Source organism: Apibacter muscae, from assembly GCF_007845595.1.
Taxonomy (GTDB): domain Bacteria; phylum Bacteroidota; class Bacteroidia; order Flavobacteriales; family Weeksellaceae; genus Apibacter; species Apibacter muscae.
The window spans coordinates 25,723-45,129 of sequence record NZ_SELI01000023.1; the positions used below are offsets into that span (position 1 = coordinate 25,723).

20 protein-coding genes are annotated in these 19,407 nt (G+C 28.9%); 12 read left to right on the plus strand and 8 right to left on the minus strand.

Annotation, left to right across the window (positions count from 1 at the left end; all coding sequences use genetic code 11):
* Positions 1 to 27: 27 nt before the first annotated feature.
* The 5 genes from ETU10_RS08915 to ETU10_RS08935 form a co-directional block, all read right to left on the minus strand.
* Positions 28 to 1,044: a sensor histidine kinase gene (locus ETU10_RS08915; protein WP_146311611.1), complete on the minus strand. Its 1,017-nt coding sequence runs from the start codon at positions 1,042 to 1,044 to the stop codon at positions 28 to 30.
* A gap of 56 nt (positions 1,045 to 1,100) precedes the next feature.
* Complete coding sequence (locus ETU10_RS08920; RefSeq protein ID WP_146311613.1) at positions 1,101 to 1,778, minus strand: response regulator transcription factor; 678 nt, start codon at positions 1,776 to 1,778, stop codon at positions 1,101 to 1,103.
* Positions 1,779 to 1,781: 3 nt separating this feature from the next.
* Complete coding sequence (locus ETU10_RS08925; RefSeq protein WP_146311615.1) at positions 1,782 to 2,453, minus strand: hypothetical protein; 672 nt, start codon at positions 2,451 to 2,453, stop codon at positions 1,782 to 1,784.
* A gap of 102 nt (positions 2,454 to 2,555) precedes the next feature.
* Positions 2,556 to 3,227, minus strand: a complete 672-nt coding sequence (locus ETU10_RS08930) for a hypothetical protein (RefSeq protein WP_146311617.1) — start codon at positions 3,225 to 3,227, stop codon at positions 2,556 to 2,558.
* Between the two features lie 106 nt (positions 3,228 to 3,333).
* Positions 3,334 to 3,702, minus strand: coding sequence for a DMT family protein (locus ETU10_RS08935; RefSeq protein ID WP_146311619.1), 369 nt, complete (start codon positions 3,700 to 3,702; stop codon positions 3,334 to 3,336).
* Positions 3,703 to 3,835: 133 nt separating this feature from the next.
* Between ETU10_RS08935 and ETU10_RS08940 the strand changes: the two genes are divergently transcribed.
* The 8 genes from ETU10_RS08940 (at position 3,836) to ETU10_RS08970 (ending at position 12,005) form a co-directional block, all read left to right on the plus strand.
* The gene (locus ETU10_RS08940; protein WP_146311621.1) at positions 3,836 to 4,405 is read left to right on the plus strand and encodes a TlpA disulfide reductase family protein; all 570 of its coding nucleotides are present in this window, start codon (positions 3,836 to 3,838) and stop codon (positions 4,403 to 4,405) included.
* A gap of 11 nt (positions 4,406 to 4,416) precedes the next feature.
* Entirely contained in the window at positions 4,417 to 5,799 is a 1,383-nt protein-coding gene (gene glmM / locus ETU10_RS08945; protein WP_146311623.1) for a phosphoglucosamine mutase, read from the plus strand.
* An 18-nt stretch (positions 5,800 to 5,817) separates the two neighbouring features.
* Complete coding sequence (locus tag ETU10_RS08950) at positions 5,818 to 6,294, plus strand: hypothetical protein (protein WP_146311625.1); 477 nt, start codon at positions 5,818 to 5,820, stop codon at positions 6,292 to 6,294.
* Between the two features lie 376 nt (positions 6,295 to 6,670).
* On the plus strand, positions 6,671 to 8,911 hold the full coding sequence (locus ETU10_RS08955) for a RelA/SpoT family protein (RefSeq protein WP_146312101.1): 2,241 nt from the start codon (positions 6,671 to 6,673) through the stop codon (positions 8,909 to 8,911).
* A gap of 313 nt (positions 8,912 to 9,224) precedes the next feature.
* Entirely contained in the window at positions 9,225 to 9,398 is a 174-nt protein-coding gene (locus tag ETU10_RS11195; RefSeq protein ID WP_185145089.1) for a hypothetical protein, read from the plus strand.
* Positions 9,399 to 9,401: 3 nt separating this feature from the next.
* Positions 9,402 to 10,289, plus strand: coding sequence for a hypothetical protein (locus ETU10_RS08960; RefSeq protein WP_146311627.1), 888 nt, complete (start codon positions 9,402 to 9,404; stop codon positions 10,287 to 10,289).
* A 433-nt stretch (positions 10,290 to 10,722) separates the two neighbouring features.
* The gene (locus ETU10_RS08965; RefSeq protein ID WP_146311629.1) at positions 10,723 to 11,406 is read left to right on the plus strand and encodes a hypothetical protein; all 684 of its coding nucleotides are present in this window, start codon (positions 10,723 to 10,725) and stop codon (positions 11,404 to 11,406) included.
* 14 nt (positions 11,407 to 11,420) lie between these two features.
* The gene (locus tag ETU10_RS08970) at positions 11,421 to 12,005 is read left to right on the plus strand and encodes a hypothetical protein (RefSeq protein WP_146311631.1); all 585 of its coding nucleotides are present in this window, start codon (positions 11,421 to 11,423) and stop codon (positions 12,003 to 12,005) included.
* Between the two features lie 411 nt (positions 12,006 to 12,416).
* Here ETU10_RS08970 and ETU10_RS08975 read toward each other — a convergent pair whose 3' ends face one another.
* The gene (locus ETU10_RS08975; RefSeq protein WP_146293172.1) at positions 12,417 to 13,361 is read right to left on the minus strand and encodes a PhoH family protein; all 945 of its coding nucleotides are present in this window, start codon (positions 13,359 to 13,361) and stop codon (positions 12,417 to 12,419) included.
* A gap of 64 nt (positions 13,362 to 13,425) precedes the next feature.
* Between ETU10_RS08975 and ETU10_RS08980 the strand changes: the two genes are divergently transcribed.
* Positions 13,426 to 14,250 (plus strand): SAM hydrolase/SAM-dependent halogenase family protein, encoded by an 825-nt coding sequence (locus ETU10_RS08980; protein ID WP_146311633.1) that lies wholly within the window; start codon positions 13,426 to 13,428, stop codon positions 14,248 to 14,250.
* A gap of 3 nt (positions 14,251 to 14,253) precedes the next feature.
* Here the strand turns inward: ETU10_RS08980 and murI are convergent, their stop codons facing one another.
* Together murI and hemW are read right to left on the minus strand one after the other, a co-directional pair.
* Entirely contained in the window at positions 14,254 to 15,060 is an 807-nt protein-coding gene (murI, locus tag ETU10_RS08985) for a glutamate racemase (protein WP_146311635.1), read from the minus strand.
* 28 nt (positions 15,061 to 15,088) lie between these two features.
* Positions 15,089 to 16,222 carry a radical SAM family heme chaperone HemW gene (gene hemW, locus ETU10_RS08990; protein WP_146311637.1) on the minus strand — a complete coding sequence of 378 codons (1,134 nt, stop codon included), beginning with the start codon at positions 16,220 to 16,222 and terminating at the stop codon, positions 15,089 to 15,091.
* A gap of 252 nt (positions 16,223 to 16,474) precedes the next feature.
* On the opposite strand from hemW, the gene ETU10_RS08995 reads away from it, so the two are divergent.
* The 3 genes from ETU10_RS08995 to ETU10_RS09005 all read left to right on the plus strand — a co-directional run bounded on the left by ETU10_RS08995 (position 16,475) and on the right by ETU10_RS09005 (position 19,287).
* The gene (locus ETU10_RS08995) at positions 16,475 to 17,131 is read left to right on the plus strand and encodes a CBS domain-containing protein (RefSeq protein ID WP_146311639.1); all 657 of its coding nucleotides are present in this window, start codon (positions 16,475 to 16,477) and stop codon (positions 17,129 to 17,131) included.
* Positions 17,132 to 17,144: 13 nt separating this feature from the next.
* Positions 17,145 to 18,020: an NAD kinase gene (locus ETU10_RS09000; RefSeq protein WP_146311641.1), complete on the plus strand. Its 876-nt coding sequence runs from the start codon at positions 17,145 to 17,147 to the stop codon at positions 18,018 to 18,020.
* A 292-nt stretch (positions 18,021 to 18,312) separates the two neighbouring features.
* Positions 18,313 to 19,287 carry a ribonucleotide-diphosphate reductase subunit beta gene (locus ETU10_RS09005; RefSeq protein ID WP_146311643.1) on the plus strand — a complete coding sequence of 325 codons (975 nt, stop codon included), beginning with the start codon at positions 18,313 to 18,315 and terminating at the stop codon, positions 19,285 to 19,287.
* Positions 19,288 to 19,407: the final 120 nt, after the last annotated feature.

Consider the following 19,407-nt stretch of genomic DNA (forward strand, 5'->3'; position numbering starts at 1 on the left):
AAATGAAAAAAATATGTTTTTACTGATTTAAATAACCAGAGTAGCTTCAAATGAAGTTTGATCTTTAATAGCAAAAAACAATTCCAATTCAAGTAAATCCGACAACTGTTTACATATCCATAAACCTAAGCCAAAACCTTCTCCGTTTAAAGGCTTAGAATGGTAAAATTTTTGATTGAGATCTGTTACTTCCGGATGAATGTCTTCACGTATAGTATTTATAATATTAATAAAGATACTTCCCTCTCTCTTACTTATATGAATTAAAATTTTTGTATTTTCTTTTGAATATTTAGTTGCATTATTCAATAAATTAGATAAAATAATATTTAGCTTTCCTTCATCTGAAATAAATGAATAATCAGCTTCAATAGGATGGTAAGATATTTTTATAGGTGTATTCCTTTCATCCAATTTAGATTTCAAAGGTTCAATTAAATGGTATAAAATATCTGTAAGATCACATTCTTTACTATGCAATTGAATCTGTTGATTGTTAATTTCTCCCATCAAGAGAAAATCTTGAACCAGCTGGCTTAAGCGTTTTGTTTCTTTAAACTGCATTTGATATACTTCTCTAACTTCTTGGGATAAATTTTTATTATTTAATAAAATTTGCAATTGGGTAAGTATAACGGTTAAAGGAGTTTTTAATTCATGAGAGGCAGATGAAAAAAAAGCATTTTGTTGTTCGTATTGTTCTTTAATCCTCAATAGCATATGATTAAAAGAAACAATAAGTTCCTTAATAGTTCCCTCTTCTTTGGGTTCATTGAATAAGGTTATTTCTTTATATATATTGATATGATTGACCTGCTCAATAAGCTGGTGAATGGGGGAGAGCAATAGTAACGTTAACCAATAAGAAAGTAAATATGTGAATAATGAACCTATAATTAATAAAATCGAAAATGCGGAAAATATATATGAGAACGAATACGATTTTAAAAATGTATCTTTAAACCAAACCAATAGAAAGGCAGAAAGTAAAATGCATAGAATTATATACAAGAATGTATAAAGAAGTGCAAGTCTTCTAGGCAAAAGCGAATATTTATTTTTTAAATGTCTAATAGTATTTAAATATAATAATTATAGTATTAAGATTTTATTCCTTTTAAAGTATAGCCCAGTCCAATTACGGTTTCAATAAGAGGATATTCAAACTCCTTATCAATTTTTTTTCTAAGTTGATACATGTGAACTTCCACAAGGTTGCTACCCGGATCAAAATCCAGATCCCAGACATGTTCCATAATTTGATTTTTACTAACAATTCTATTCACATTACGCGCCAAATATTCTAAAAGTATAAATTCTTTAGCCGTTAGTTTAATTTCTTTACCAGCTCTAGATACTTTTCTTCCAATAATATCTAAAGATAAATCATTGATAGTAAGGATTGAAGATTCTTGAAGGGTTATTTTTTTTTGAATCACACGGATTCTAGCCAATAACTCATCCCAGTCAAAAGGTTTTTTAATATAATCTACAGCTCCCATATCTAACCCTTGAACCACTTGTTCCGTTGATGAAAGTGCGCTACATATAATTACGGGTGTAGAAATACTAAAGGCCCTAAGGTTAGACAATATATCAAAACCATTCATTCCAGGTAGCATCAAATCCAATAAAATTAAATCAAAATTACCAGATGCAGCTAAATTTTGCCCTTCAATACCGTCCTTTGATAGCGTAATGGAATATCCGGCTTGTTGCAAACCTTTTTCTAAAAAACGACCCAAGCTTGGTTCATCCTCAATAATTAGAATTTTCATAATTTATAATAAATAATTAGTTCCATCTACATTTAAAGCATAAGGGCGAATAATTTCCAATCCGCTTTTATTAATAAATCCCATGTTATTTTGTCTAAGGTGTCCCTGAATACTCACCTCCTTATCTACAGAAAGTACAGGGGTAATTATTTCACCAAAATGAGGAGGTATATCGACCAAATAATTCTCTAAAAAAAAAGCACTTACAAAGTTTCTATCGTTGTATCTGAAATTTGAAATAAATCCTTGCACAGATATAGCTGCGCCTTTAGATTTTTGAGGTTTAAATGAATCTAAATTTAAAAATGGTTCTTGTAAATGAATAAGATCATACAAGGGGAAACTCTTAAATATCATCTTTTTAGATTTACAAACGGATAAATGTACAAATTGTCCAATTTGAATTTTTTCAAGTATAGCTTGGGCTTTATGGGGAGGGAAATGTACGGCTACATTTTTTTCCTCAGTAGATAATAAAATTTTATCAATATCTTCCATAGGGTTTACTAAAAACTCCAAAACTTTGCCCGTTAAAGTAATGGATTCTTTGGGTAAGGTCTTTAAAATAGTATGAGATTTAGGATTACGATCTTCTCCATTATTTTTTAAATTAGAAGGTAGCTGCAATCCTAAGAAATGTTTCAATTGATTTATATATTCTGTTTTTTTTGGCATTCTTTTAATCATGTATTAATAGAGATAGAAAAAGAAAATAAATATAGTAAAATAGATCTGAAAATATCAGATCTAATTATTACATACATCACATTTAATGTATTATTTTATCAAGTATTGGTCTTCCCCAATGGTTATAGTATTACATCTAACTACTGAATAGTCATTATAATAAGCCTCCCCATTAGCCTTAGATTTTTCAATTCCTGTATAGGAAATTGTACTTCCTTGAGGCGCTAAATTAGTCAATTGTTTAGATAAATGTTTCGGTAAACGTAAAACTGTACGGTCTTCTAAGATAAATCCTATAGGATCTCCCATTTCATTGGTCTGTACCTCCTTTATTTTTCCGGAATTATTCACAAATTTTTTCTCAAGGACGTTGGTAGGTATCTCAGGTGGTAAATTGTAAATTACTTTGTTAGGGGTTTTTAATGAGACTAATTCAACTTCTTTTTCCCCCAACGGAGAATATTTAACTACTCCTTGTACTACAACAGGATTGTTAGAGATTGAATTTCTTAGTTCTGCACCTAAATGAATTGGAAATTTAACTAAATATTTTTCAGCGTTGGTTTCAAGGTAAAAACCGTCGTAAACAAAATCTTGATTAAAAACCCATTCTTTAACATTTCCACTAATTGGATTTATTTTTTGTAATACTTCAGTTCTTAAAGGAGATTTTTTTTGATGAATTTTTTGTGCAAATGTTTCAGTTGCTAAGCCAGTGGCTAGTGTAAGTACTAATAATGATTTTACAGTTTGATTTTTCATTACATTTAAATTTTTAATTGGATTAAATTATGGTGGTAAAGCTAAAGAAGTAAGATAAAAAGTATATGAAGTTGAAATTAATTTTTCTTCATATTTAAATTCAAGTTTATTTTTTAAAAATAAAATAAACAGCTCCTACCAATAAAGCAAAACCTATAAAGTGATTCATAGTGAATTGAATATTGTTAAATACCAGTTTGGAAAAAATCATAAATACAATTAAAGTAATCGCTTCTTGTAAAACCTTCAATTGCACCAATGAAAATGGTCCTCCATTCTCAATAAATCCAAACTTATTGGCAGGTACTTGAAAGAGATATTCAAAAAATGCAAGCCCCCAACTAATCAATATGATTAAAAAAATAGAGGTATGATTATCTTTGCCGAATACTTTAAGGTGGCCATACCAAGCCATATTCATAAAAGTGTTGGATAAAATGAGTAGTCCTATGGTTGTAAAAACTTTTGTTGTCATAAATATTTGTTTCAAATGATTAATACATCAAAGTTGAGGGGTAGGAATTAAGATCGTATGAAACTGAAATTAATTTTTTTTCATATGTACTTTCTAAGAATAATAAGTACTTTTGTCAAGTAATAATAATAAGATGAAAAAATATTTTTATATAGCCATGTTAGCAGCTACAATTCTCTCATGTAAAGAGAAGAATGAAGGAAGTAACACAGATACAAAAACATCAATTTCAGATAGTTTAAAAACGAATCCAACTGATTCTAAAGTTGAAATTAATGATGCGGTTGAAACCGTTGAAAATACAACTTATAAAGAGGCCCAAAAATTATACCATTTAGATAGCGATACCGTATATGTAACTAATTATTGGGCAACTTGGTGCGGACCATGTGTACAAGAAATTCCTGACTTTGTAGCTTTGCAAGAGGAGAATAATGATAAAAAAGTTAAAATTATTTTTATGAATGTGGATGAATCTAATACACAAAATGAAGTAGAGCCTTTTGTAGCTAAGAATAAGATGAAAAATGTTTATCATATTTCAATCCAAGATTTAGTGGAAAATATAGGTAAAATCAATCCAGATTTAGCTCAAGGAATTCCTGTGACCGTTGTACAGAAAGGAAAACATATTGAAGGATTGATTGGCAATCAATCTAAAGAATTTATGACCTCTAAAATCCAAGAATATTCCAATAAATAATTATATAAACAATGTCTTTAATAAAAAGTATATCTGGCATTAGAGGTACTATCGGTGGGAAAGTAAACGAAAACTTAACTCCGATAGATGCAGTTAAGTTTGCTTCCGCTTATGGAACTTGGTTAAAAAGAAAATCCAATCAAGAAAATGTAACCGTTATACTTGGTAGGGATGCCCGTATTTCAGGTTCAATGCTTTCACAATTGGTTTCCTCTACTTTAGTGGGAACTGGAATTCACGTGATTGATTTAGGTTTATCAACGACTCCAACCGTAGAGCTCATGGTACCTTATTTGAAAGCCGATGGGGGAATCATTCTAACTGCAAGCCATAATCCTAAAGAATGGAATGCTTTAAAATTACTCAACGAAAAAGGAGAATTTATCTCAGGGAAGGATGGGGAAGAATTATTAAAAATAGCTGAAAATGATGACTTTGATTATGTTGATGTAGATCATTTAGGAAGTTATGTAGAAAATAAAGAGGGAATAGATTATCATATTCAACAAATATTGGAATTACCATTGGTGGATGTGGATGCTATAAGAAATGCGAATTTTAAAGTAGTTTTAGATGCTGTAAATTCAACCGGAGGCATTTCTGTGGTACCTCTTTTAAAGAAATTAGGAGTAGAAGTTGTTGAAATGTATTGTGAACCTAACGGACATTTTCCACACAACCCAGAACCGTTAGAGAAAAATCTCACGGATATAATGCGTAAGGTTCCAGAAGTTAAGGCAGATTTAGGTATAGTGGTAGATCCTGACGTTGATCGTTTAGCCTTAATTACAGAGGAGGGTGTTATGTTTGGGGAAGAATATACTTTGGTAGCTGTAGCGGACTATATACTATCGAAAACTCCATCTTCCACAGTTTCAAATTTATCCTCTTCCCGTGCTTTAAGAGATGTTACCCAAAAATACAATCAATCCTACCATGCATCAGCCGTTGGAGAAGTTAATGTTGTCACTCTTATGAAAGAGGTTGGAGCTAAAATTGGGGGAGAAGGAAATGGAGGAATAATATATCCAGAGCTACATTATGGTAGAGATTCATTAGTAGGTATAGCTTTATTTCTTACTCATTTAGCTCAAAAACAAATGACCTGCGGAGAATTAAGAAAAACCTATCCGTCCTATTTTATGGGTAAGAAGAAAATAGATTTAAGTCCAGAAATAAATACAGATGATATTCTTGAAAAATTAACACTTAAATACAATCACGAAAATTTATCTACGGTTGATGGTTTAAAGATAGATTTTCCAATGCATTGGGTTCATTTAAGAAAATCCAATACGGAACCAATTATACGAATTTATACAGAAGCATCTACCCAAGAAGAAGCAGAACGTATCGCTGATCAAATGATTCAGGAAATTAAAGAGCTAATTTAAAAATAATTGGAATTTAGATTGAAAATTATAGTTATTCATTTATTTTCATTTATATTTATTCTAAATGGTTGCGCTAATAATCAGAGACAAAATGATGTGAACCATTCACCAATAATGGAGGAATTTGAATTTGAGCAAAGCGTACCATTTACTATAGCTGAAAATTATTTTTCTAATGAGGATTTAAATAGTTTTATTACCATCGTTTCTCAATCAGAATTTGATCAGTATATTGGAATGGCTACAACCATGGGTAAGCATGGACAGCCTACACCCATAGATTTTAAAAAACAGTGGGTAATTGCAGTTGCATTACCTTCAACAGATATTAATACTCAATTAATTCCTATCTCTCTTAAAAAAGATGGTAAGGGCAAAATAATATTTACTTTTAAAGCAGTTGAAGGAAATAAACTGTCATATAAAATAAAGCCTTTTTTAGCTATAATTGTTGATAGGAAATATTTAGGGGAAATTCAAGTGATAAAAATATAAAAAATACGATTATAAAGATATACTTGAATCTTTATAATCGTATAAAATTATTCAACAAAATTCTTTAAAAGAATTAAATCTAAAATATAGTTATTTATTTCAGCTATATTTCGTGCCTCTTTATCTATTTATATTTAAATCGATTGATATTAGATTACAATTATATTTTACAAAAAAATCATAATTCTACCAGTTAAATGATTTTGCGTAGCATTTTAAAGTATTTTTTCCTCTCTAATTCATAAAAATCCTTCCAGCTATTATTCCTATAAATATATGCATGTCAACAATACTAAATTGCATGGAAAAATAATTAATGATTTCAGGAAATTATCGTTAAATTTGTTAGAGTAAGCACATGATAAACAGGGATTTTATGCAAGAATTGGAGGATATAAAAACAAAAAAAGAAAACGAAGAAATAGCCAAACGATATAAGGATATGCTTCGGAATACTTATAGAGTTTTAAATGATGAAGATAAAATTTTAATCCGTAAAGCTTTTGATTTAGCAAAAGAAGCGCATAAAGACCAAAGAAGAAAAACAGGAGAACCTTATATTTATCATCCTTTAGCGGTAGCTAAAATTGTAGCTGACGAAATTGGCTTAGGAGCAACAAGCATTGTTTGTGCATTATTACACGATGTTGTAGAAGATACAGCTTATACGGTTGAAGATATTGAAAAACTTTTCAACCCCAAAATTGCTAAAATTATTGAAGGGCTTACTAAGATATCTCAAATCGATCATCAAGATTTATCTTTACAATCCGAAAATTATAGAAAGCTACTTTTAACACTCTCTAAAGACGTTCGGGTAATTTTAGTAAAAATTGCCGATCGATTGCATAATATGAGGACTCTGGATAGCATGAAAGTGGCTAAGCAAAAAAAAATAGCTTCAGAAACTACCTATATTTATGCACCCTTAGCTCATAGAATGGGGCTTTATACGATAAAGTCTGAATTGGAAGATTTAAGTTTAAAATATACGGATCCAGATTCATATAATTTTATCGTTAAGAAATTAGAGGAGACGGATAGAGATAGACAACGTTATATTGATGAATTTTCTAAAATTATTTCTGAAAGATTAAGAGAAGAAAATCTTAATTTTTTATTGAAAGGCAGACATAAATCCATTTTCTCCATTTATAAAAAAATGAGAAAGCAAAACGTGGATTTTGAAGAAGTTTATGATTTATTTGCTATTCGTATCATTTATAAATCAGATCATAAAAATGAAAAATTTTTAGCTTGGAAAATTTATTCTATTGTCACTGATGAATTTGTCCCCAATCCGAACCGGATGAGGGACTGGATTTCAACACCAAGATCTACCGGATATGAAAGTTTACATGTTACAGTCATTGGTCCGGAATCCAAGTGGGTAGAAGTGCAAATCCGTTCTGAACGTATGGATGAGGTAGCAGAAAAAGGGATAGCCGCTCATTATAAATACAAAGAAGGTTATAAGGTAGACGAAGATAATCAAATTGAAAGTTGGATTTCTCAGGTTCGAGAAATGTTAGAAAGTCAAGGTACGGTTACAACTAAAGAGTTATTAGACGATTTTAAATTGAACTTGTATACCAAAGATATATTTATCTTTACCCCCAAAGGAGATTTAAAAGTGCTATCTATTGGTGCAACTGCTTTAGATTTTGCCTACTCTATACATTCCAACATAGGAGATCATTGTTTAGGGGCTAAAGTAAATAGTAAATTAGTACCTTTAAGCCATAAATTAAAAAGCGGAGATCAAGTAGAAATACTCACATCTTCCAACCAAAAACCAAAAATTGATTGGTTAGATTTTGTAGCTACTTCAAAAGCAAAATCAAGAATTAAATCCGCTTTAAATAGTGAAAAAAGAAAGTATACAGAAGAAGGTAAGGAATTACTTATAAGAAAATTAAGACATTTTAAAATTAATTATTCCGAAGCAGAGCTAAATGCAATTCAAAAATTTTTTGGAGCAAAAACAAGCCATGATATTTTTTACCAAGTAGCTTCTGGTATTATTGATACAAAGGAATTAAAAAAATATGTTGATAGTAAAGGAGTGTTTAATAATCTGCTATCAAGGCTTAGGAAAAGACCCAATATCCCATTTATTCATTCTAAAGAAACTGATGAGATAAAAGAGGAAGGCAAATTGGATATGATTGTCTTTGGTGAGGAAGAGGAAAAATTAGATTACCAGATGGCTCTATGTTGTAATCCTATACCGGGAGATAAAATTTTTGGTTTTGTTACGATTGGTAAAGGAATTAAGGTTCATAAAGAAATCTGTCCAAATGCGGTTGACATGAGAGCAAACTATGACTATAGAGTCATTCAAGCCAAATGGGTAAATAGCTCCCATAGAAATTTCCTAGTTCACATATTAATTGACGGAATTGATCGCATTGGATTAATAAGTGATATTTCAAATATTTTGTCTAACCTTATGAAAGTAGATATAAAGAAAATGAATTTTAACTCTGAAGATGGTATTTTCACCAGTCAAATAACATTACAAGTCAAGAATACTTTTCAGTTGGATGAAATTTTAAAAAATCTGCAAAAGGTTGAAAATATATCTAAAGTAAAAAGGATAGAGAAAAAAAGTTAATTTAAAAATTGAACTTTAAAAATCATCTACTTTTTTAAATAAAGTAGATGATTAGTTAGAAACAAAAAAACTTATTATTTAAAAGAGTTTTAATATTTTGTCTAAAGCAAAGCTAAAAAAAATCTAATAATTTCTCTCAAGGTTAATTCTATTTACTTTTTAAAAATTTTGGTTGGTTAGGAGACAATTATTTTAAATTAGAATAAATATACTTCCCTTTATTTATTAAAGAGAAAAAATGAAGAAAATAAACATTTACTTTATCCTGAAAGTTACAAAAATAATTATATTTGGAAAAGTAAATGAATAAAAAATGAAGAGTGGTAAAATAGTACGGATAATTGGAGGAGAAAGTATAAAAAAAGCTAAGAGGACTATAACATTAACTTCTACTGAGGGAGATCTTACTTTCAATTCCCCTAAAAAGGTAATTATGATCGGAAAGAAAGGAGGGGTGCAGTTTTTAAACGATTATCAACCACCGTAACCTTTGCGCGTAGTAGAATTAAACGGTCCCTTAGATGAAGATGGAAAAAAGCTAGAAATAGTAGAGAAAGGAAAGTCATATAAATTTAAGATTACCCGGTTTAACCGAGAGATAAAATCTCCCATGGAATTGAAAAATATAAAATGGGCAGTGCAACACAATAATGATTCTCCCATTCCCATTGCTCAGGTAATGGGTAAACAGGAAGTAACTATGGATATTTCGGAAACCGAAACTTCCGGGAAAATTACCGTTTATGCCTATATTCAAAATTTAAAAGAAGAGGGAAAAGCAGAATCTATTTTAAATTTAAAAAAAGGAGGAATAAATACCCGTTTTTATGATGAAAAAGGACAGCAAGTGTTTGAAATACCTGTTAAACTGCATAAAGCATTTAATGAAGAATACGGAATAAAATTGGCCTACAACAAGGACAATGAAATGTTGTATTATGATGGAGAATGTAAACCTGCTTATGGAAAAACTTCGCTTACTGCCATAAACCATTGGAAAAAAGAACTAGACCCCAACCAAATTTCCAAAGGCAAACTATTGTTTGGATATAATTTTGGATATGAGCTGGTAGCTGAACCACTTGAGAATACAAGCTATAATTATTATACGGATTATTCCTTAAATGATTTTGATAGAGAAGGTAATGTATTGCATTTAAAAAAAGAAAAGGGCAATGTTGCGGGAGGAGTTGTTCCTGGAGTTCCGAAAGCCGATATACAAGATTGGGATGATAAAAAAAGAAAACAGGGGAAAAGAGGAACAATTCCTAGACATACAAGTATTGGAGATATTGCTTTTATAGATTTAGCAGATTTTACTGATGATTTAAATCAAAAAGGTTTTATTTATAAGTATACATTTCAAAGAAAATATTAGCTTTTAAATGAACTATTGCCTAGTGTTAATAGATACTTTAATTTATCTAGATTATTAGAACATGAGTTTTTAGGTCACGCAATACTAAAGTTAACCGATGATAAGTATAATTTTAACTCCGTGGAATATTTAAATTAAGGTCCGGTAGAAGTAGAAGCTAAATTTTGTAACCTAATAAGAAGAGAAATAGGATTACCTGATAGGAAAAATTATGTAAATTATGGAGTTAACTTTAATAGTATTGAATTTGGTTTTTTAAATGGATCAGATTCTCCTGATGGAGAAAAGATAGTATATGATCCTGATTTTGGTAATACATCCATATACCTTCCCCCAAAATTTCCTAAAACTCATGGGAAATTTATAATAAATAGAGCAACTTCAGATAATCTATCAATAAGTAAATATTATAAAAAAGTAAAATATTATATACATGAAAAAACATTTAATTGGGATTAGTTTTTTTCTTACAACTTTAATGATAGGACAAGTACAAGAAAGTTCTATAAATATGGTTGATAAATTTAAAGTAGCAGTATACCAATCCATTATAAATTCTAAAGAATTTAAAAGTAATAAAAATTGTCATATTGTAGGTATAAAACCAATAGCATTAACGATGGATTATTCAATAGGAAGTACATTAGGAGATTTATTCTATAATGTAAAAGAAACATCGGATACTTTATCCATAAAAGAATTAAGAAAAAAAAAGAAAATAAAAACTTGGATTTTTAAGGAACCGGATGAATCTTTATTGGGAGGATATAATCTAACTTATGTTAGTGCACTTATGGATTCCGATAGTTTATATATTCCACAAAATATTGATTTTGAAACAGATTTATGTAAAAGTAACTTAGACATAATAAAAATATATGAACCTTTAGACAAATGGATGGATTTTTATAAAAAATATTATAGTAAGGAATTCAAAAATTATCAAGTTGTAATTCCAGTAAAATATGTATCTCTAACCCAAGGATCAATGTTTCCAGAAAAAGATAAATATTACTTATTCAAAATAAGCATCGGTTATAACAAAAATGCAGATTTAGAAATAGTAAAAGAAATTATAGAAGGAATCAAAGAAGAAAGAGAAATTATATCCGATTAAATTTATTACATTCAATGAAACCTTTGATTTTAGCTAGTTTCTATTTATTTAGCTGCCTCATATTTGCACAAAAAGATTCTTTAAATAAAGCAGATTTGGATTTAATTACTCAATTTAAAACCCGATTATTCATAGAAATTGTTTCATTTCAAGAATTTCAAAATAAAGTTCAATGTAAAATTGTAACAATTCCCTCTTTTGCTTTAGAGATAAAAAAGAAGTATGAATATTTAGAACCTCGAAAAGATAAAGATACTTTAACCTTAGGAAGGTTAAGAGATATCCTACCTTCTAATTATTGGGTTTTCCTAGTGGATAGTGATCTAGAATATATCTTTAAGGGAGAAGAAATAATAGAACATTATACAAAAGAATATCCGGTTTATTCTTCCAATAAAATTTCTAAAAATTTGGGAGGAAGAAAGAATCCTTTTACCAGTGCAATAGGTTTTTTTTTCAACTACTGTGATAATGAATACGATATAATAAAAATTTATGAACCTCTTGATAAATGGGGGAATCTCTATTCCTATATGTTTTCTGGATATTCAACAGATCAAGAAATTGTAATTCCAGTAAAATATGAACACTCAGAATAGTTTTCTGGAAAAGAAAATTATATGCTATTTAAATTTAAAGTAAACATTCAGGATAATCGTATAATTTCAAAAGAAGTAATTAGTGATTAAATAAAATTATTTAAACTAGAACTGTAATTTAGTCATGTTCACAACTAAAAAAAATATTTAGAATTCATAAATAAAATTATAGAAGGAATCAAAGAAGAAAGAGAAATTATATCCGATTAAATTTATTACATTCAATGAAACCTTTGATTTTAGCTAGTTTTACAATACAAGTAAAATTGATATAGTTAATTTTTAGGATTACCAAGTTGGGATAAGAGTTATTGATTATCATTATATTAAAAAACAATGAATAATTCAAAATTATTAACTAATCCTATAAAAGTATTTTATAATACGTAATTGTTAAAAGTATTATTTTTACTATTCTTCTTCTTGTTTTCGGTATGCTTCTAATATTTTTTTAACTAAACGGTGACGCACAACATCTATTTCTGTAAGTTTTATAAATCCAATATCTTTTACGCCATGCAATATTCGCATAGCCTCTTTTAAACCCGATTTTTGTTGCTTAGGTAAATCAATCTGTCCCGGATCGCCAGTGATAATAAACTTTGCATTTGCCCCCATTCTAGTTAAAAACATTTTCATTTGCAAATGTGTGGTATTTTGTGCTTCGTCCAGTATTACAAAAGCTCCGTCTAAAGTTCGTCCCCTCATGAAAGCCAATGGAGCAATTTCAATAATACCTTTTTCTAAATAAGAAGCTAATTTTTCAGGGCTAATCATATCCCTTAATGCATCGTACAAGGGTTGTAAATAAGGATCTAGCTTTTCTTTTAAATCACCCGGTAAAAAACCTAAACTTTCACCAGCTTCCACAGCTGGACGGGTGAGAACAATGCGTTTCACCTCTTTATTTTTCAATGCTCGAACCGCTAGAGCCACACTGGTATATGTTTTACCAGTACCTGCCGGCCCTATGGCGAAAACCATATCATGGGTATCTACACAATTAACTAATTTTTTTAAATTTTCAGTTTTAGCATATATAATTTTTCCTCCTATTCCATGAACAATAACATCTTCTAACTTTTCAACATTGTTTATATCTTTAGATATATGCAGAATACCATTCAGAGCTATTTCATTTAATTTATTATAACGATTAATATACGCAACAATACTTTTAACTTTCTTTTCAAATTCTAGCAAATCTTCTTCATTACCAGTAGCTTTTATATTTTGGTCTCTTCCGGTTATCTTTAACTTAGGAAAATGATTAGTTAGAAGATTAAAATTCTGATTGTATTCTCCATAAAATAGCTTCAGATCTACCTCATCTAGAATTAAATTGATTTGATTCAAGTTTTAAATGTTTTAATTTTACAAAAACAAAAATAAGCAATAACTTTGTTTCTGAGATAAAATTATGCCGATAATAACTCTAACTACGGATTTTGGATTGAACGATTTTCATGTTCCAGCCCTAAAAGGTTGTATATATAGTCAGTTGCCTGAAGTGGTTGTTGTTGATATATCTCATGAGATCATGCCATTTGATTTGCTAGAAACTGCTTTCGTTGTGAGGAATTCCTATCAGAGTTTTCCAAGAGGAACCGTTCATATTATAGGAGTAGATGCTTTGTCATCTCCGCATGTAAAACCAATGGCAGCTGAAATTCATGGACATTACTTTATTTGCAACGATAACGGAATTTTATCTTTAATAACTGAAGGAGGAGTAATCCATGAAATGTATGAAATTACCATAAATCCATACGAGGATATTAATTATTTATTAAAAGATTTGTTTATTCCTGTGGCGTGCCATTTAGCAAGAGGAGGAAAGTTAGAATTGATAGGCAGAAAAACCTCAGACTATAGAGTTCTCACAGAGTATAAGCCTTTAGAGAAAGCAGATGAAAATTCTTTAATCGGAATGATTATTTATATAGATAACTATGGAAATGCAGTAACTAATATTAAAAAAGATAGATTTCATCAATTTGGTAAAAAAAGAGACTTCGTTATTTCAATTAGAAATGTTGAATTTACAGAAATTAAAACTAAATATACGGATGTGTTGGGCGATGATCCTGATGAGAATAAATATCACGGAAAAGCCTTAGCTATATTTAATTCCTCAGAATATTTGCAAATTTCTATGTATAAAAGCAATTTAAAAACCGTGGGTGGAGCAAGTTCTTTAATGGGACTTTCAATAGGTACGCAAATTAAAATTGTCTTTCAATAAAAGTTAAAAAATATTTTCAACTTTTAAATGAATTTTAGCTCCAAAAAACTTTTTAGATAATTTGGAAAAAGTGGGAGTTAAATCTGAAACATAAAATTCATACGTTGAATTGGAAGAATTAGAAAGAATTTTCCTTTTTTCTAAATCTTGCTGTATATGGCTGGCAACAATTAAAGGAGAATCTATTACTTGAATTTTATTTTGATAGAAATTTTTAACCTCATTTAATATTATTGGGTAATGGGTACAGCCCAATATTAATGAATCAATATTGCTAAGCTTTTTATTGTTTAAATAAGTTTTAAGTACAACTTCAGATATTTGATGGTTGGTAAAACCTTCTTCAATAACAGGAACCAGTAAAGGCGTGGCAAGCTCGTGCACTGCAATATGCTTGTTGTGTTTTCTAATATATTTCTTATATATATGAGAACTTATAGTAGATTTAGTTGCAATAACCCCAACATTTTGATTAAATGTAAAAGCTACTTTTTCAGCTACTGGAGAAATAACATCATAGACCCGCACATTTTTTTCTGAGGCTAATTTTCTTACTTCTTGTAAAGCATTGGCCGTAGCGGTATTGCAAGCAATTACAATAGCTTTACAATTCTTACTAAGTAAAAAACGAGTAATTTGTGTTGAATATTCAATTATAACCTCTTTGGATTTATCCCCATAGGGCAAATGCTTAGAATCTCCAAAGTAAATTAAATTTTCCTTTGGTAATAAACGTTGAATTTCTTTAGCCGTGGTAAGACCACCTACACCAGAGTCAAAAATTCCAATCGGTCGGTTATCATCTTTCATCTCTGCAAAAGTATAAGATTATAAACAATTAATCAATCAAAAATAATTGTGAGATTATGCCATCTGTTAAAAACAAGTATTCAGGGTTTACAGTAAGGTAGTTATCTTTGCAGATTAATTTTTTGTCGTTAATTAATTTTTGTGCTTCATTATTAAAAATTGCTAAAAATGAGGAAGAAAAATTTTCATTTAAAATTTTTAAACTAATTCCTTGATAGGTTCTTAATCCTAGCATAATAGTTTCATTAAACCTATCTTTATCACTAATATGTTCAATCTCTAAAGGAAGTTTATTTTTTTCTATGGCATTAATATATTTAACATTATTAGAAACGTTCCAGCATCTCCTGTCTTTTCCGTTGTAAGAATGTGCAGAGGGTCCAATGCCTAAGTAGGGCAAATTTTCCCAATACGAAATATTATGCTTTGAAAAGAATCCCTGTTTCCCAAAATTGGAAAATTCATATTGAATAAAATCTTTTTTAGATAATAGATTTCTTAGAATATGGAATTGTTTGGCTTGTTTATCTTCATCCGCAGGAGGTAATTTACCTTTTCTTATATTATTTTCTAAAGCAGTTTTAGGCTCAACAGTTAACGCATAAGCAGAAATATGAGGAACTCCCAGAGATATAGCTTTTTCTAAATTTTTTATCCACTGTTCATCTGATGTTGTTTCTCCACCATAAATTAAATCAATGGTAATATTTTTAAAACCCACTTCTTGAGCCATCTTTATACATTCTTCTCCCTGCATTGAATGGTGAGAGCGATTCATAAATTTTAAATCCACATCAAAAAAAGATTGTATTCCTATGCTCAATCGATTGACTGGCGTTTCTTTCTTTAAGAAATTAAGAAAATCATAGGAAAGATCATTAGGATTGCATTCCAAAGTAACTTCTATCAACTCAGAAGTATTATAAAAACTATAGATTTTATGAAATAAAAACAAAATTTCATCTTCATTTAATAAAGAAGGAGTGCCTCCTCCAAAATAAATGGTTTTTATAGGAGTTTGCATTTCATTTTTTCTTAATTCCAATTCATTACCCATCATTTCAATTAATTTTGATTTTAATTGAAGTTGCGTAGAAAAATGAAAATTGCAGTAACTACATTTTTTTTTACAAAAAGGGATATGAAGGTAGAGTCCGGACACTGATTAAATATAGAATTAGATAATTAAACTTAAATTAATTTCAAAGATAGAATAAATATAATTTTCCTTATTAATTTACAGATTTGGTTAAAACTTAAATAATTTAAAAAATTTAGAACAAAATATATGAAATACTGGACTTTCGGAGTTTTATTAAGTAATTTATACCGTTTTAAACCATATTAAATTATAAAGTAAATTTGTTAATTAAAGATTTTTGCATTCTTTTAATTCTTATTATAAATTAGCCAGATGATAATTACAGAATATATTTCTAAAAATTTTCAAACTATAAACCTTAAAAGCTCAATTGAGAAAGCTAAAAGCTTAATGTTTGAACAGCAGGTCAATCATTTGCCAGTTGTAAATGAAGGTAAAATATTAGGGAATTTAAATGCATCATTAGTCAGTAAAATAAATCCTGAGGATACTATTGATAAATATATAGTTGAACTGGAAGATTTTTATTTACATAATACCGTTCTTATATTCGATTCATTAAAATCTTTTAGTGATAATGAAACCAATGTTCTTCCAATCTTGAATGATAAAGAAGAGTATTTAGGAGTAGTTTTAGAAGAAACTATAATTGATGAATTTTCATCATTACCATTTATTTCTGATTACGGTTGGTTTATAGGTATTACAACTCCAATAAAAAAATATTCAATAAGTGAAATATCAAATATTGTTGAAAGTAATAATGGACAAATTTTAGGATTGACTGTTGTAAAAACTGATCTTGAAACCACACAAATATTATTAAAAATAAAAGCCGAAAATATAAGTTCAATAGGAGATACATTTGAACGATTCGGCTATATAATTACCAATAGATATTTTGAAGATATAAAAAAAGAATTATTAAAAGATCGTTACAATCAACTTCAAAAATTTATGGAAGTATAGAAAATTAACATTTATGAAAGTAGGTATTTATGGACAAGTGGTTAAAGAAGAAGATAAGGATTTATTAAAAACTTTTTTTAATGAACTAGAGATTAGAGGGATTGAAGTTTACATTTATGAATTGTATAAACAAGAATTACAAAAAATTTTAGGTTATGAAAACCCTAATTTTCAAACCCTTTCCAAAAGAAAAAAATTGCCCAAAGATCTTCAACTATTATTTACTTTTGGGGGAGATGGGACTATTCTTTCAACTATTTCAATTATAAAAGATTTAAAAATTCCTATAGTAGGTGTAAATACCGGTCGGCTAGGGTTTTTAGCAACCTTGCAGAAAACTGAAGTTTTAAGAGAATTGCCAAGAATTTTAGAGGGAAATTACGAAATAAGCGAACGTTCCGTATTAGAAATCAAAAGCCTATCCGGAAATGTAAATTCTTATGCGATTAATGAAATAGCAGTAATTAGAAATGAAACAACCTCAATGATAAATATTGACGCTTACGTCAATGAAGTATTCTTAAATACATTTTGGGCAGATGGTTTAATAGTTTCAACTCCTACAGGTTCCACCGGATATTCATTAAGTTGTGGAGGACCAATTATTTATCCTAAAGCTGAAATTGTAGTTTTAACACCCATTGCACCCCACAATTTAAATGTACGTCCACTAATTTTACAGGATAATATACAAATTAAACTTAAAGTCAACTCACGCTCAGATATCTATTCCATGTCCTTAGACTCTAGATATTATAAAATGAATATTGAAGATGAAATATTAATTTCTAAAGCTAATTTTAAAATTAATATAGTTAATTATAAGGATTATTCGTACTATCAAAATCTTCGAGATAAGTTGCAATGGGGCGTAGATTCACGTAATTAGATATAAATTTTAGATCAAGGGTTATTTTAATTAATTAGCTTTAAATCAATGCTTTAATTGGTTTGTTTATAACTTCTTAATATCTTTTCTAGTAGAAGGTTGACTAACCTTAATTTATATTCTAATTTTAGTTATTCAAATTTTTGAATGGATTATAAGGTTAATTCATTCAAACTAAGGAGGATCATAAAATGTAATAAAGAAAATTTATAAAAGAAATTTTAAAAATTAAATAAAGTTTACAATTTTACTATAATAACGTTAGCATAAAAAAAATAAAACCTAAAAAGCCATGTCAGTATTTGATAGAAGAATAAACTATAAACCATTTGAATATCCTGAAATTTTACAATTTACAGATGCTATAAACAAAGCATTTTGGGTTCACTCTGAAGTTGATTTCACTGCAGATGTTCAAGATTTTCACTCTCATTTAGACGAAAAAGAGAGAAATGCAATAAAAAATAGTTTATTAGCCATTGCGCAAATTGAAGTTGCCGTAAAAAGTTTTTGGGGAAATTTATATCAACATTTTCCAAAGCCTGAATTTAATGGTTTAGGTAGTACATTTGCGGAATGTGAATTTAGACACTCAGAAGCTTATTCACGTTTATTAGAAGTTTTAGGTTACAACAATCAATTCGAGAAACTATTAGATATTCCAGTAATTAGAGAACGAATTGAATACTTAGATAAGGCGTTAAAAGATGCAAAATCTGAAGATAATAAAAAGTATGTCGTTTCACTGATATTATTTTCCATTTTAATAGAAAATGTTTCATTGTTTAGTCAATTTGCCATTATTCTTTCATTTACCCGTTTTAAAGGTTTAATGAAAAATGTAAGCAATATTATAGGTTGGACCTCTGTAGATGAACAAATCCATGCCAATGCAGGAATATATTTAGTAAATAAGATTAAAGAAGAATATCCTGATTTTTTTGATTCAGATACAATTGAATCGATTAGAAAGATTGTTAATCATTCTATTAAAGTTGAGGAAAAAATCTTAGAATGGATTTTTGAGTTGGGTAATATTGAAACTATCAGTAAAGAAAATCTTATCAATTTTATGAAGTTTAGAGTTGATGAAAGTCTAAGACAAATAGGAATAGAGCAGCTTTATTATATATCGGCGGAACAATACAAGCCTATGGCTTGGTTTGAAGAAGAAGTTTTTGCAAATAGTTTAGACGATTTTTTTGCTAAAAGACCTACTGAATATACTAAGCATGATAAGAGTATAACTGAAAACGATTTATTTTAAAATTACTTTTTCTTAATTTTTAATATATATTTTACAAATCAATAAAATTTAAAGCTATTATTCAAGATTCAACAATTGTTTAAGAAAATAGTACTTTTTTTCAAAACTAAAATTTTATTG